The sequence below is a fragment of the Devosia sp. genome (genome assembly GCF_028290435.1).
In the GTDB taxonomy this organism is placed as follows: domain Bacteria; phylum Pseudomonadota; class Alphaproteobacteria; order Rhizobiales; family Devosiaceae; genus Devosia.
Window position 1 is genome coordinate 45,979 of the sequence record NZ_JAQGJV010000009.1, and the last position, 14,628, is coordinate 60,606.

Sequence of the window (14,628 nt, forward strand, 5' to 3'; positions counted from 1 at the left end):
CGGGGTTCAGGCGAACCGTTTGCGGATTTTATCAACGATATCCGCCAGCCCGATGCCGTTGGATGCTTTGACCATAACTGTGTCGCCATAGGCAAGATCGCGCAGCACAATCTCCGCCATCTCGGTTGCCGCCTGTATATGTGCGGTGACAGCGTCGGAGCCTAGCACAGCCGCAAGCGCCGCCATCTGGGGGCCGACGAGATAAATTCTCTGGGCGCCAGAGGCATTTACGGCATCGGCGAGGCTGGCGTGAAGCTGCGGGCTTTGTTCGCCGAGTTCGAGCATGTCGCCCAGCACCAGAACTTTGCGGCCGACGGCAGTCTGGCTGGAAAACACATCCAGCGCGGCAATCATCGAGGCGGTATTGGCGTTGTAGCTCTCATCCAGCAAGATAAGCGGCTTATCCTCGTCGCCGAAACTGAGCTTCTGGCCCCGGCCGACCTGCGCTCCGAAGGTAGCAAGTGCTGCCAGCGCCACGGAGGGCTCGACGCCGGCGATGAAGCTGACGGCCAGGGCGCCGGCCGCATTGGCGACCATGTGGCGGCCCGGAACATTGAGCACCAGGTCGTATTTTGAACCAGCATGCTGGATTTCTGCAAAGCTTTTGTCGGCCACTGTTTCGTAGCGGACGATGTGCCAGTCGCTACCCGGCGCGAAGCCGTAGGTGACGACGGTTTCGACCCCGGCGGTTGCCGCATGTTCGCGCAGCAGATCGATCTGTTCATGGTCGGCATTGAGCACCGCCGTCCCGCCCGGCTCGAGCCCGGTGAAAATTTCCGCCTTGGCGGCAGCGATAGCCTCAAGCGATCCCAAAGCTTCCAGATGGGCCGGAGCGACAGTGGTGATTACCGCGATATGCGGCCGCACCATCTTGGCCAGCGGCTCGATTTCGCCGGCATGGTTCATGCCCATTTCGAAGACGCCGAACTGCGCTTCCTCAGGCATGCGTGCCAGCATCAGCGGCACGCCCCAATGATTGTTGAAGCTTTTGATCGACGCATGGGTCTGGCCGGCCGCAGCGAAGACGGTGCGGATCATTTCCTTGGTGGTGGTCTTGCCCACACTGCCGGTGACGCCCACGATATTGGCGCGGCTGCGAGCGCGAGCCGCACGAGCTAGGTCGGCTAGGCTCGCGAGTGCGTTGGGCACCACGATAGTGCCGGGACCCCCGGATTTGCCCTCGCTGACCAGTGCTGCGACGGCCCCACCGGCCAGCGCGGTCGCCACGAAGGAATGGCCGTCGAAGCGGTCACCCTTGATGGCGACGAACAGGGCGTCGGGACCGATCTCGCGCGAGTCGATGGTGATGGAATTGATGGCGGGCGCGGTGATGCCGTCGGCATGGCCGCCGGTTGCCGCGAGGACGGCGTCGAGAGTGTAGAGGGGCTTGGTCATGGCCGGGCAGTGCCGCTTGCTCGATTTGGCACCCTCCCCCTTGCGGAGAGGGTTGGGGAGGGGGGTGGGCTTGCCCGATGCATGGTGTCCGACCGCCACCCCCTCCCAACCTCCCCCGTCGAGGGGGAGGTGCCGCACCGTGCTCGTGACAGATTCAAATGCCTATCCCTTGATCGCTTCCGCCACCACTTCATGGTCGGAAAAATGGTGCTTTGTCGTGCCGACGATCTGATATTCCTCATGGCCCTTGCCGGCAATCAGCAGGACATCGCCCGCCTTCAAGGCCTTGATCGCCGTGACGATGGCGTCCTTGCGGTCGCCGATCTCCTTGGCACCCTTCGCGGCGGCCATGATTTCCTTGCGGATGGTCGCGGCGTCTTCGGTGCGCGGATTATCGTCGGTCACGATTACGCTATCGGCAAGTTCGCTGGCGATTGCGCCCATTTGTGGACGCTTGCCCTTGTCGCGATCCCCGCCGCAGCCGAACACCACCCGCAGCGAGCCCTTCGCATAGGGCCGCAGCGCGTTCAGCGCGGTCTTCAGCGCATCGGGCGTGTGCGAATAATCGATGAAAATGGCCGCGCCCTTGTGCTCGGCCACCAGTTCCAGGCGACCCTTGGCACCCTTGAGCTCGCTCAGTGCGGGGAAAGCGTGTTCCTTGTCGGCGCCGCTCGACATCGCCAAAGCCGCGGCGATCAGCGCGTTGCTGACCTGGAATTCGCCAGTCAGCGGCAGATGGAAGCTCAGCTTTTCGCCCACATGGCGAACTTCGACCCGCTGGCCGTAGCCTTCGGTTTCGATCGACAGGATTTCGATATAGGCGCCCTCGCGCCCCACGGTCAGCAGCGTCGAGCCATTGCCCAGGGCGGCGAACATGAAGGGCTCGTATTCGGGGTCGTCGACATTGACGACCGCCGGCCCGCCATTGACCAGAAGGTCGGTGAACAGGCGCAGCTTGGCGTTGCGATAGGCGTCCATGTCTTCGTGGTAGTCGAGATGATCGCGGCTGAGATTAGTGAAGGCCACCGCCTCGAAATGGATGCCGTCCAGCCGCCGCTGTTCCAGCCCGTGGCTGGAGGCTTCGAGGGCGACGTGATCGATCCCCTGCGCCTTGAGCGCCCGCATCGACTGGTGCAGATTGCGCGCGTCAGGCGTGGTGAGGCTGCCGTCGATATGGCGTGTCTCGGTATCGACGCCGAGCGTGCCGATGCTGGCGCCGGCGATACCCGAATAGGTCCAGATCTGGCGCACGAACGAGGCCACCGAGGTCTTGCCGTTGGTCCCTGTCACCGCCACGTTGATTTCCGGCTGCGGCTCGAAAATGCGCGAGGCCGCGCGCGCATAGGCCGCGCGCACATCAGTGACGACGATGACCGGCACACCCGGGTCGCCCACCGGATGCATGTCGGTGATGACGGCAAGCGCGCCGCGCCGCACCGCCTCGTCGATGAAGTCGTTGCCGTGGATCTTGCCGCCCGGCAGGGCGAAGAAGATGTCGCCCGGCTCGATATTGCGGCTGTCTGACCGCAGGCCGAATACGGCGCCCAGCCCCCGTTTGGGGCGAGCACCCGAGCCTTCGAGCAGTTGAGATACACTGAGTGACACTAGAGATTATCCTTCTGGATCAATCCATCTACCGGATGAGATTGGGAGGAACCATGGCGTCGTCGAGAGCCTGGCTGAAATTGGGGGCAATCCCCAGCATGGGAGCGATGCGCTGCACGATGCGGCCGCTCATCATGCCGGCATTGAAGCCCGCGGTGTCGCCCGATTGGGCATTTTCCGGCTTTGGCTCGTCAACCACCACCACCAGGGCATATTGCGGGTTGTCCATCGGGAACACCGAGGCAAAGACGTTGAAATCCTTGGTATGCGAATAGACGCCGTTCTCGACCTTTTCGGCGGTGCCGGTCTTGCCACCGATGCGATAGCCCTTGGCGACTTTTTCGGTCTGGCTGCCCGAGCCTTCCAACGCATTGAGCCGCATCAGATAGCGCATGTCGCGGCTGGTCTCGGGCTTGAGGACGCGCACATATTCCGACTGCGCCTCTTCAAGGCTGCGCCGATAGAGCGTGGGCGCAATGTAATTGCCGCCATTGGCGATTGCCGCCATCGCCACAGCCATATGCAGCGGCGACACGCTCAGACCATGGCCGAAGCTCATCGTGGCGGCGCTGATATCGGACGGATTCTTCGGCACATTGGGCAACCGCATTTCCGGCAGCTCGAACGGCACGCGGGTATCCAGCCCCATACGGGTCAGGAAGGCGCGGTAGTTCTCCTTGCCCATCGCCTGCATGACGCGAATGGTGCCGATATTGGAGGAGTATTTGTAGATCTCGGGCACCGACAGGATGCGGTGTTTGCCGTGGAAATCGTCGATCGTGTAGCGGCCATAGCGAATGCCATAGCGGGCATCGAACTGATCGTTGAGGGTCACGGCGCCGCTATCGATGGCGCCCGCAATGGTGATGGTCTTGAAAGTCGAGCCCAGCTCGTAAATGCCTGCGGTGATGCGGTTGAAGCTGTCCTTGACCAGGGCGCTCGAGGGATCATTGGGATCGAAATCGGGGACCGAGGCCAGGGCGATGATCTCGCCGGTATGGATGTCCATCATGACGCCGGCCGCGGCGATTGCCTTGTAGCGGGTCAGCGCGTCGACCATTTCCTCGTGCACGACATGCTGCACGCGCATATCGATCGACAGCTCCACCGGCGTCAGCGCATTGCCGCGCGCCAGACCAAGGTCCTGCAGCAGCGCCACGTCCTCGACGTCCATGTGCTTTTCGATGCCGGCAATGCCCTGGTTGTCGATATTGGTCGAGCCAAGGATATGCGAGGCCTCGTTCATGCCCGGATAGAAGCGCTTGGATTCGGTCAGAAATTCGATGCCGGGAATGCCCAGCCGCATGACGCGCTCCTCGATCGCCGGGCTGAGCTCACGCTGCAGCCAGACAAAGCCCTTGTCGCCGGTCAGCCGGCTGCGCAGCCAGCTTTCGCTCAGATTGGGCAGCACGGTGCGCAGCTTGGAAACGGCTTCTTCCACGTCGATGATGCGGCGCGGCTCGGCATAGAGCGAGGGCACGCGGATATCGACAGCCATTTCCAGGCCATTACGATCCAGAATCGGCGGGCGCGTCGCGGTGATCTCGGCGCGCGCCACCCCCTCGATGGAATTGTCGGGCACGATCATGCCCAGTTGCACCAGCCGCCCGCCGACCGTGGCGAAACCCAGCACGATGGCCAGGATGACCCAGCGCAATCGCGCCTGGGTCATGTTGCCGCGCACCTTGCGGGTGCCATCGAGCGCAATTGTGGGAGCGAAATCTTCGGCGGTGATCGCCATTATTCGATACCTTCAGATGTCAGGATCGCATCAATCGGATCGACACCCGCATCGAGCGAGGCCAGCAAGGCGTCGAGCGCCGCATTGTCGGGCTGGGCCGGGCGCATCGGCAGATCGGCGAAGGCGCCAAACTGCTTCTGGGCCACCGGCACAATGGCCAGCGCCTCCTGGTGGCGCTTGACGATGGGCTCGATATGGCCGGGCTGGTTCAGAACCGCCTCATCGGCCTTGAGCACCGACAGGTCACCCTCCTGGCTGTCGATCAGGGCGATCAACGCCGTGCGCTCGCTGGCCGTGTGTTCGATGGCGAATTTAAGCGCATAGACGCCCGAAAGCATGACCACGCTGGTGAAGATCAGGATGATGTTGAGATTGCGGATCATGCGACGCCCCTGACCTGGGGCACGCCCAACCCATCGAGCCGCACCGGCCGCGCCGCAGCATCCGAGCGCTGGCCCGAACGCAGGGTCGACGAGCGCGCGCGTGGATTGCGGCCCAGTTCGGCCTCGCCGGCCTTGACGGGTTTGCGAACCTCGATCCAGCGGCGCGCCTCGCTCTCGACCTGTGGCAGGTGACGCGATTGGGTCGGACCGCCCTTGTCGGGATCGAAGAAGCGCTTGGCGATGCGGTCTTCCAGCGAATGGAAGGTGATGACCGCCAGCCGGCCACCCTCGGGCAACAGGCGCTCGGCGGCGAACAGGCCCTCGACCAGTTGGTCGAACTCGCCATTGACCGCGATGCGGAGCGCCTGGAAACTGCGCGTTGCCGGATGGGCATCGCCCGGCTTGCGGCCGATGGCCTTCTCGATGATTTTTGCCAGTTCCAGCGTCGTGGTGATGGGTGCCGTCTCGCGGGCCGCGACAATGAACTGTGCAATGCGGCGCGATTTGCGTTCTTCGCCAAAGGCATAGAGCAGGTTGGCCAGCGGCTCGGCATCGAGCGTATTGACCAAGTCGGCCGCGCTCTCGCCCTGCCCGCTCATGCGCATGTCGAGCGGCCCGTCGCGCATGAAGGAGAAGCCGCGATCGGCCTCATCAAGCTGCATTGAGCTGACGCCGATATCCAGCACTACGCCATCGATGGGGCCATGCTCGGCCGCCAGCGTGTCCAATTGGGAAAACGTGCCGGCCACGAAGGTGAAGCTGTCGGGAAATTGCGCCAGGAGCGCATCGGCGAACAGCTTGACGCTAGGGTCGCGATCAATCGCCACCACATGGGCGCCCGCCTGCAGCAGCGCGCGCGAATATCCACCCGCTCCAAACGTGCCGTCGACGATTCGCGCGCCGGCCAGGGGGGCAAGCGCGGCAATCACTTCATCGAGCAGCACCGGAATATGGGGTCCGGTATTCTCACTGGTATCGGGCAGGGAACGCTTGCCCATCTGGCGAACTCCAAGACCGGCCGACAGGACCGGTATGCATAGTGTTCGCACTTTGACCAAGACGTTTTAAGATTCTGTTTCCCATTCGGGGTTTGGCGCGATGTTTCGCTCATCGCCCCATCGTCATCCGTTGAAAACCGGACAAAACCCGCGCAATTAAACTTTGCATATTGCCCCACTTTGCCCTTTGCGCCATGAACGTGCACCACTGTGAAGGAACGCCTTGAATGCCCATTTCCGGCAATGCCTTGGTCCGCTCGACCGCAGCCCTGCTGCTGGTCGGCTTGCTGGCATTGGCCGCAATCGTTGGCACCACGATATGGCTGGTCGAACGCAACCAGGTTTATTTCGACCAAGGCCTGCAAGCGCGCATTGCCCGTTCGGCCACCGTCAATTTGCGCAATGCCTTGCAGAACGCCGAAACCGGCCAACGCGGTTTCCTGCTGACCGGCGAAGAACGCTATCTGGAGCCGTACAACGACGCACTGCCGCAGATCCCTGATCTGCTGGAGCGTTTCAACACGGTGCAGAAGTCCTATCCCGAGGCCGCAGCGTCGGTCGCCGCGCTGAACGCCGGGGTGGCCGACAAGCTCTCAGAACTGGCCGAGACCATTGCGCTGACGCGGGCCGGCAAACGCGACGAGGCCATGGCCATCGTCGAGACCGATCGTGGCAAGGACGCCATGGACGAGGCCCGCACCCTGTTCGATGGCATCATCACCGCCGCCGACGATCGCATAGTGACCGGCATCGAGGATCAGCGCGGCTCGACCAATGCGCTGCGCTGGGTCACCATCATCGGCGCCTTCGTCATCTTCGTGGTGGTGGGCGGCTCGGCCGTGACCGTCATGGCCTATACGCGCGACATCGCCAAGGCGCGCGCCGACCTCGAAGCCGCCAATGCCGGCCTCGAAGACCGGGTGCGCGAGCGAACGGACGACCTCGGCAAGGCCAACGAGGAAATCCAGCGTTTCGCCTATATCGTGACCCACGACCTGCGCGCGCCGCTGGTCAATATCATGGGCTTCACCGCCGAGCTGGAGGGCACCGTCGGCACGCTGCAGGCCTATATGAACGGCCATGATGACGGCGACGATCCGCGCTGGAACGACGCACGGCTTGCCGCCACCGAGGACCTGCCCGAAGCCATCGGCTTTATCCGCTCCTCCACCCGCAAGATGGACGGCCTGATCAACGCCATCCTCAAGATTTCGCGCGAAGGACGCCGCCAACTGCGCCCCGAACAGCTCGACCTCAACGACGTCATTGAAACCTCGACCGCGGCCGTGCATCACCAGATCAGCGAAAACGGCGGCTCGGTGACGAGCGACGTGAAGGTGCCACGCATCATCTCGGACAAGCTGTCGCTGGAGCAGATTCTGGGTAACCTGCTGGATAATGCCGTCAAATACCAGGATACCGCCCGTCCGCTGACCATCATGGTTCGGGCGGCCCTTGCCGCCGGCAATCGTATCCTCATCGACGTGCAGGACAATGGCCGCGGCATTGCCAGCACCGACCATGAACGCGTGTTCGAGCTGTTCCGCCGCTCCGGCGCCCAGAGCCAGCCCGGCGAGGGCATCGGCCTGGCGCATGTGCGCACCATGGTGCGCAGCCTGGGCGGCGAGATCACGCTGGTTTCCGAACTCGGGACCGGCACTACTTTTACCATCAGTCTGCCGCGCGATCTGCGCAACTACGTCGGGAGCGTCCAATGAGCAACGAAGCCAAGCCGGTCACTATCGTCATGATCGAGGACGACGAAGGCCATGCCCGCCTGATCGAGAAGAATATCCGCCGCGCCGGTGTCTCCAACGAGATCATCCCCTTCACCAATGGCACCGAAGCGCTGGCCTTCCTGCTGGGTCCCGATGGCTCGGGGCTGGTCAACAAGGGCCGGCAATTGCTGATCCTGCTCGACCTTAACCTGCCCGACATGACGGGCGTCGATATCCTCGAGAAGGTCAAGGGCAACGACCACACCCGCTGCGCGCCGGTCGTGGTGCTGACCACCACCGATGACCAGCGCGAAATCCAGCGCTGCTACGACCTGGGCGCCAATGTCTACATCACCAAGCCGGTGAACTATGATGGCTTCGCCAATGCCATCAAGCAGCTCGGCCTCTTCTTCTCGGTCATGCAGATACCGAAGGCCGACTGATCCATGCCCAACCGCACCCCGCGCGTGCTCTATATCGATGACGATCCCGGCCTTGCGCGCCTCGTGCAAAAGGCCATGGAGCGGCGCGGCTACTTGTTCGAGCATGCCGCCACGGGCGAAGCCGGCCTCGCCCGGATCGCACTGGGCGGCATCGATGTCGTCGTCCTCGACCACTATCTGCCCACCGGCACCGGCCTCGACGTACTGGCCGCGATGGCGACGCTCAGCGACCACCCGGCTGTGGTTTATGTCACCGGCTCCGCCGAAACCGCCGTCGCCGTCGCCGCGCTGAAATCGGGCGCCAGCGACTATGTGGCCAAGAGCCTCGACGACGACCTCATGGAATTGCTGGCCTCGGCCATTGACCACGCCGTCGAACGCGTCCGCCTCAACCGGGCCAAATTGCTGGCTGAGCGGGAAATACGCGAGGCCCGCGAGCGCGCCGAAATGCTCTTGGGCGAGGTCAATCACCGCGTCGCCAATAGCTTGGCCATGGTGGCAGCGCTCGTTGGCCTGCAGGCCAATGCCGTGCAGAACGCCGAGGCCAAGAATGCGCTGGCCGAAACCCAGGCCCGCATTTCCGCCATCGCGGGCGTGCACCGCCACCTCTACACCTCCGACGACGTCCGCACCGTCGAGATCGGCGATTATCTGCGCAGCCTCGCCGGTGAACTCGATGCCTCCATGAAGGCCGCCGGCCATCACGCGCTGATCAATGTCGAAGCCGTCAGCTTCCCCCTTGCCACCGAAAAAGCCGCCTCGGTCGGCGTCATCGTCACCGAACTCGTCACCAACGCGATGAAGTACGCCTATCGCGACACCCAGCAGGGCGAAGTGCGCATCCGGCTGGTTCGCGTCGGCGAGGGTGTCGAACTGCGCGTCGAAGACGACGGGATCGGTTGGGACGGCACCGGCACTCCCCAGGGCACGGGCCTGGGCAGCCGCATCGTCAAAGCCATGGCCCATAGCCTGGGCGCGACTGTGAGCTATGGCGGCGGCGGCGGCACGAGTGTGTCACTGCGATTTGCCGGATAGTCCGTGGTCGGCGTTGTTTCCACGCTGCGCTCGCAAAAGCGCGTCTGTGCGATTCAAAGTTTTTTGATGGAAATCGGCAGCGCCACCGTGTAGCGGAGGGCCCGAGGACGCAATGGCACAACGCAATACCTATTTGGCGGAGTTGACGCGGGCACTGATGGTGCTGGCGCTGATCCTGCTGAATTTGGGCCACCAGACCGTTCCCGCCCAAGCCGGACCGGTTGGCTACCAAAGCGTCAGCGCCTACACCGCCTTTTGCGGTTCCCCCGACGCTCCCGAGCGGATGGGCCACACCGCGTGCCACGCCTGCCGCATCGGCGCAGGCGCCGACCTGCCACAGCCTCCCGCTTATGGCGAGCGGCTGGCGCTGCGCACCGAAGCCCTCGTTTACGTGGCGCCCACTGCGTCTGCGCGACAGCAATGGCCGACAACCCTGCAGCCTATACGCGGACCGCCCTCGCTCGCTTGAGCCGCCGATCCGCCCCTTTGCATCTGCAGCTTCGCCGCCGCCCCGAGCGCGCGCGTCCCTATTTGGATAATACTCGATGACCACAGTTTCAACCGAGGCCGCGCCGGCCGATAGCCGCGTCAGCTCTCGCCTCTATCGTGCCGTCTGGCGTTGGCACTTCTATGCCGGCCTCTTCGTCGTACCGTTCTTCATCATCCTGGCCTGCACCGGCATGATCATGCTCTACGGCAATTCCGTGCAGACCATGCTGGGGCCGCGACACTTCGTGGCGCCAACCGCGACACCGGCGTCCCTGGTGGCTCAAGCCGATGCCGCGGCGGCGGCGATCCCCGGCGGCACCGTCTCCATGTACGTGCAGCCATCCACGCTCGATCAGGCCAGCCTCTTCATCGTCACCGCCGCCGACGGTGCGCACATCGTTGCCGTCAACCCGGCCGATACGGCCGTGATCGCTGACTACCGTCAGGATGGCGTGCTGTTCAACTGGGCTTCCAAAATCCATGGCACCCTGCTGCTGGGCGACTTTGGCGACCACGTATTGGAGATCGCCGCAGGCCTGGGGATCATCCTGCTCCTGACCGGCCTCTATATGTGGTGGCCAAAACAGGGGCGAACGCTCAAGCGGGCCCTGACGCCGCGCCTGCTCACTGGCCGTGGCTTCTGGCGCGAACTGCATATGAGCGCAGGTGCCTATTTCGCGGTGGTGATGCTGTTCTTCCTGATATCGGGCCTGTCATGGACAGGTGTCTGGGGCACGCAACTCGTCCAGGCCTGGAATACCTTCCCGGCCGGCAAGCTTTCTGGCCTGCCACTCTCGGATGCCAAGCATGCCAGCATGAACCACGGCGACGAGAAGGATGTGCCCTGGACGCTGGAACAGACACCCATGCCGACGTCCCATGATCACTCGAACATGGCGGGTATGGCTGGCATGGACGACATGGCCGGTATGGAGGGCATGGATATGTCCCCGCCAGGTGCGGTGACCCTGGATAGTGTCGCTTCGCTGGCCCGCCAGATCGGTTTTCAGGGCCAGGTGCGGATCAACATGCCGGCCGATGCGACCGGCGTCTTCACCATCTCCTCGGACTCCACCAGCGGCGATAGCAGCAACCCATTCGGCGACCGCACCGTCCATGTCGACCAGTATTCCGGAAAGGTTTTGATGGAAATCGCCTTCGCGGATTACGGCATCGGCGGCAAGGCCATGGCTGCGGGCATAGCGCTCCACCAGGGCAATCTGGGATGGTGGAACATCGTCCTCAACCTGTTCTTCTGCGCCGCCATTCTTTTCGTGTCGGTGTCGGGGATCATCATGTGGTGGATGCGCCGGCCCAAAGGTCGATTCGCCGCCCCGCTCTATCCCCGCCAATATCGTGCGCCCTGGGCTGTGTTGGTTATTGCGCTGGCGGTCTGCCTGGCATTCCCGCTGACCGGCGCCGCCGTCCTGGTCTTCGCACTGGTCGATTTCCTGCTGCCGCTGCGCATGAAGGAAGCTGGGGCTGCGTAAAGCTCATGACCGATGCCGGCCTTATGCCGGCATCGGCCGCCGCCGCAGGACGGCAACCGCGCCACCGGAAAAATCAACGCCAGTTGACCTGTAAGCCGGGTTCTGTAGGGCACGCATCTTGCGATGCGTACGTGGCGGCCATTCATCTGTGACGCCTGTTACCAGACGCCTTGTGCAACCAACCCGGATGATCTGGCCTCAAAACCGGCTGGGGCTTGCGCCCCGCGTCATCCCTATTTGGTCTTGCTCCCGGTGGGGTTTACCGTGCCGTCCCTGTTGCCAGGTCCGCGGTGCGCTCTTACCGCACCCTTTCACCCTTACCCCGGCATGCCGGGGCGGTTTACTTTCTGTGGCACTTTCCCTGAGGTCGCCCTCGCCGGGCGTTATCCGGCACCGTGTTTCGATGGAGCCCGGACTTTCCTCCATCGCGCAGTTACCCACGCGACAGCGGCCACCCGGTCAACTGGCTGGGAAGCTTTAGAGACTATCGACGCTGCGCGTCAAGCGGGCAGCAGCGGCTGTACACGCGGCTTGGTGATCGCCTGATAGGCCAGGTTAATGGCCGCCATCTTGGCGGTCGCTACGTCGATCAGCTCTTCGGGAACCCCCTTGGCGATCAGGCGGTCGGGATGATGCTCAGCCACCAGCAGGCGATAGACCCGCCGCACTTCGGCTGGCGGCGCATTGGGGGCAAGGCCCAGCACCAGATAGGGATCAACGCCCTCTTCCAGCATGACGTGCTGGCTGGCCATCTGCTCGAACCGCGCCGGATCGAAGCCGAAAATGTCGCTGACCGACTGCAGGTAATCCAGCTCCGCCTCATGCACCATGCCATCGGCGGTGGCGATGAAGAACAGGCTATCGAGCACATGCTCCAGCGTTTCGGGGCTATCGTGGAAGAACCGGCCGATCTTGCGGGCATAGTGCTCGTAGCCGGCGACATCCTGCTTGGCGAGGTTGAACAGGCGCTCGACCTGCGGTTCCTGCCCGGCGGTGATCTCGACGGTCATGTTGAAGGCGCGCACTTCGGACGCGGTCACGGCCCCATCGGCGACGGCCATCTTGGCGGCGAGCGCGATCAGCGCCAGCGTGAACGCGGCTTCGCGCCCTCCCGGCAGCCAGGTATCGGGGTCGAGGATATTGACCACCGAGCCGACCACACCCGTGCGCTTGCTGAACGAACCGATGAACTCGGTCAGCCGATGCCAGCCATCGTGGTTTTCTTCGGGCTTGCGCACGCAGCACAACATTCTGGCAGCCTTTCCCAAACCAAAGCGGCCCGCGTCCGGCGACGCAGCACCGCATATGTTCGTCCAGCATATATCGTGAGAGTGCGGCGGTCCACACTCAGGAGTGCATAGCCGCTCTACGGTTTAGTTCACGAAGGGAAAAAACACCGCATCGTCCTGCACCGGCCCGAGATAAACATCGCGACGCGGACGGCGGACGGCATTGCTGTCGTCATAATAGCCATCCGGGAAAGCGCGGTCGCTGGTCACTGTGGCCGACGACTTTTGCTGTCCTTGACGCCGGGCAAGGAACTCCGACAGCGGACCTGATTCCCAATCGCGCAGGTCGTCAACGACCGCCGCAGGCCGGGCATTATTGTTGGCCACCACTTCGGGGGGCAGCACGATATCGTCATTGCGCGCCGCGGTGGCCAGCGGACGGGTCACCGGCGTGGGGCGCATTGAAAGCGGCATCGGCATTGGCGCGACATTGACGGGCGTCAGCGCGGCCACTTCGACAGGATCGATGGCGACCGGCGCTTCAGGGGCCACAATCGGCTTGGCCGGGGCCACGACCGCGGTTTCAACCGGGGCAACGACCGGCTTGGTTACGGCAGGTATAACGGGCTTGGCGGGCGCGGGTGCGACCACGGCCTGTGCCGGCTCGTCATCGCCGCCGGTGATATAGGAGGGCAATGCCTTGCCGGAGGACAGGAAGCTGTCGACGACCGGATTGGCGGCGGCGACGGGTTTGGCAACGGCCGGCACCACGGGCCTGACCACGGCAGGTTGCGCCGGCGCAATCGCCGCCGTCTCGATCACGGGGGCATGCGGGCGCTGGCTCAGCGGCGCCGGAACCGGCGCTTCTACGCCCGGCACTTCAGCCACGGCGACGGCGAACTGGGGCTTATCGCCCATCAACTGCCGGGAAACAGCATCGGCCACCGGTATGGCGACAACGACAAACAGGCCGGCCCAAGCCAGGCCATTGGTAATGCGGCGGTCGATCTGCATGTTTCCAGTCCCGAATTGCTCCGCCCTCTCGGGCGACAAAGCCGGTTTTCATGGCCAATTTGTGAAATTGGCACCGTCTTCCACGACACTCCCCGCGACCTGAATGGGACCTGAACGACGCTTCTTCAAGCTCGATGGCCGCCGAGCGCGGCCCTCATGGCACCAGATTATGGTGAACGCAAGGTTAATCGGGCCGCTTGCCTAACAGTCTCGCAAGAGCCAAAGCGAGATTTGATCGGTTGAGCGTATAGATGTGGAACTCAGTCACGCCCTCGTCGAGAAGCTCGATGACCTGCTCGGCGGCGACTGCCGAAGCCACCAGCGCATGTGTCTCCGGATCATCCTCCAGCCCCTCGAAGCGCTCGGCCATCCAGGCCGGAATGGTCGCGCCGGTGCGGGCCGCGAAGCCTGAAATCTGCTTGAAGCTGTGGATGGGCTGGATGCCCGGCACGATCGGCGCCGTTATCCCCGCCGCGCGGGCGCGCTCGACATAGCGCAGATAATCGGCGTTCTTGAAGAACATCTGCGTAATGGCGCGGGTTGCGCCGGCATCGATCTTGCGCTTGAGATTGGCGATATCGCTGTCCCAATCCGGGCTCTGCGGATGGCGCTCCGGATAGGCGGCGACCGAGATATCGAAATCGCCGATCTTGCGAATGCCTTCCACGAGTTCGGCCGCATTGCGATAGCCATCGGGATGGGCTGTGAACGGCTGCCCGACGCCCTCCGGCGGATCGCCGCGCAGCGCCACGATGCGGGTGATGCCGGCCGCTCGGTAGCCGCGCACCACCGCATCGACCTCGTCGCGCGAGGCGCCAACGCAGGTCAGGTGCGCCGCGGCATCGACCCCGGTATCGGCCTTGATCGAAGACACCATGCGCAACGTGCGCTCGCGCGTGCCGCCGCCGGCCCCATAGGTGACCGATACGAAACGCGGCTTGAGCGGGGCCAGCTTGTGGATCGACTCCCAGAATTTCTGCTCCATGACGTCGGTCTTGGGCGGGAAAAACTCGAAGCTGAGCTGCAGGTCGGGCCGCTTTTCCGCGGTCAAACGGCTGGCGCGGGCGTTGTCGTCGATCATGGTCTTA

13 protein-coding genes and 1 other RNA gene are annotated in these 14,628 nt (G+C 63.6%); 5 read left to right on the top strand and 9 right to left on the bottom strand.

Annotation, left to right across the window (positions count from 1 at the left end; translation table 11 throughout):
* Positions 1-6: 6 nt before the first annotated feature.
* From murF to rsmH, 5 genes are all read right to left on the bottom strand, one after another.
* Positions 7-1,395 carry a UDP-N-acetylmuramoyl-tripeptide--D-alanyl-D-alanine ligase gene (murF, locus tag JWP26_RS02000; RefSeq protein ID WP_299722692.1) on the bottom strand — a complete coding sequence of 463 codons (1,389 nt, stop codon included), beginning with the start codon at positions 1,393-1,395 and terminating at the stop codon, positions 7-9.
* Positions 1,396-1,557: 162 nt separating this feature from the next.
* Entirely contained in the window at positions 1,558-3,000 is a 1,443-nt protein-coding gene (locus tag JWP26_RS02005) for a UDP-N-acetylmuramoyl-L-alanyl-D-glutamate--2,6-diaminopimelate ligase (RefSeq protein WP_299722695.1), read from the bottom strand.
* Between the two features lie 28 nt (positions 3,001-3,028).
* Complete coding sequence (locus tag JWP26_RS02010; protein ID WP_299722698.1) at positions 3,029-4,741, bottom strand: penicillin-binding protein 2; 1,713 nt, start codon at positions 4,739-4,741, stop codon at positions 3,029-3,031.
* The gene (locus JWP26_RS02015; RefSeq protein ID WP_299722701.1) at positions 4,741-5,124 is read right to left on the bottom strand and encodes a hypothetical protein; all 384 of its coding nucleotides are present in this window, start codon (positions 5,122-5,124) and stop codon (positions 4,741-4,743) included. The genes JWP26_RS02010 and JWP26_RS02015 overlap by 1 nt, the downstream gene beginning before the upstream one ends.
* Complete coding sequence (gene rsmH / locus JWP26_RS02020) at positions 5,121-6,122, bottom strand: 16S rRNA (cytosine(1402)-N(4))-methyltransferase RsmH (protein ID WP_299722704.1); 1,002 nt, start codon at positions 6,120-6,122, stop codon at positions 5,121-5,123. The genes JWP26_RS02015 and rsmH overlap by 4 nt, the downstream gene beginning before the upstream one ends.
* 227 nt (positions 6,123-6,349) lie before the next feature.
* On the opposite strand from rsmH, the gene JWP26_RS02025 reads away from it, so the two are divergent.
* From JWP26_RS02025 to JWP26_RS02045, 5 genes are all read left to right on the top strand, one after another.
* A complete protein-coding gene (locus JWP26_RS02025) occupies positions 6,350-7,840 on the top strand; it encodes a CHASE3 domain-containing protein (protein ID WP_299722707.1) in 1,491 nt (496 codons plus the stop codon).
* Positions 7,837-8,283, top strand: coding sequence for a response regulator (locus tag JWP26_RS02030; RefSeq protein ID WP_299722710.1), 447 nt, complete (start codon positions 7,837-7,839; stop codon positions 8,281-8,283). The genes JWP26_RS02025 and JWP26_RS02030 overlap by 4 nt, the downstream gene beginning before the upstream one ends.
* 3 nt (positions 8,284-8,286) lie before the next feature.
* Positions 8,287-9,318, top strand: coding sequence for a histidine kinase dimerization/phosphoacceptor domain -containing protein (locus JWP26_RS02035; protein ID WP_299722713.1), 1,032 nt, complete (start codon positions 8,287-8,289; stop codon positions 9,316-9,318).
* Between the two features lie 112 nt (positions 9,319-9,430).
* Positions 9,431-9,787, top strand: coding sequence for a hypothetical protein (locus JWP26_RS02040; RefSeq protein WP_299722716.1), 357 nt, complete (start codon positions 9,431-9,433; stop codon positions 9,785-9,787).
* A 76-nt stretch (positions 9,788-9,863) separates the two neighbouring features.
* A complete protein-coding gene (locus tag JWP26_RS02045; RefSeq protein WP_299722719.1) occupies positions 9,864-11,297 on the top strand; it encodes a PepSY domain-containing protein in 1,434 nt (477 codons plus the stop codon).
* Positions 11,298-11,372: 75 nt separating this feature from the next.
* On the opposite strand, the gene rnpB is transcribed toward JWP26_RS02045, so the two are convergent.
* The 4 genes from rnpB to metF all read right to left on the bottom strand — a co-directional run bounded on the left by rnpB (position 11,373) and on the right by metF (position 14,621).
* An RNA gene (gene rnpB / locus JWP26_RS02050) (RNase P RNA component class A) lies at positions 11,373-11,764 on the bottom strand.
* Between the two features lie 33 nt (positions 11,765-11,797).
* Positions 11,798-12,535: a DnaJ family molecular chaperone gene (locus JWP26_RS02055; protein WP_299722722.1), complete on the bottom strand. Its 738-nt coding sequence runs from the start codon at positions 12,533-12,535 to the stop codon at positions 11,798-11,800.
* 135 nt (positions 12,536-12,670) lie between these two features.
* Positions 12,671-13,540: a hypothetical protein gene (locus tag JWP26_RS02060; RefSeq protein WP_299722725.1), complete on the bottom strand. Its 870-nt coding sequence runs from the start codon at positions 13,538-13,540 to the stop codon at positions 12,671-12,673.
* A 184-nt stretch (positions 13,541-13,724) separates the two neighbouring features.
* Positions 13,725-14,621 (bottom strand): methylenetetrahydrofolate reductase [NAD(P)H], encoded by an 897-nt coding sequence (metF, locus tag JWP26_RS02065; RefSeq protein ID WP_299722728.1) that lies wholly within the window; start codon positions 14,619-14,621, stop codon positions 13,725-13,727.
* Positions 14,622-14,628 lie beyond the last annotated feature (7 nt).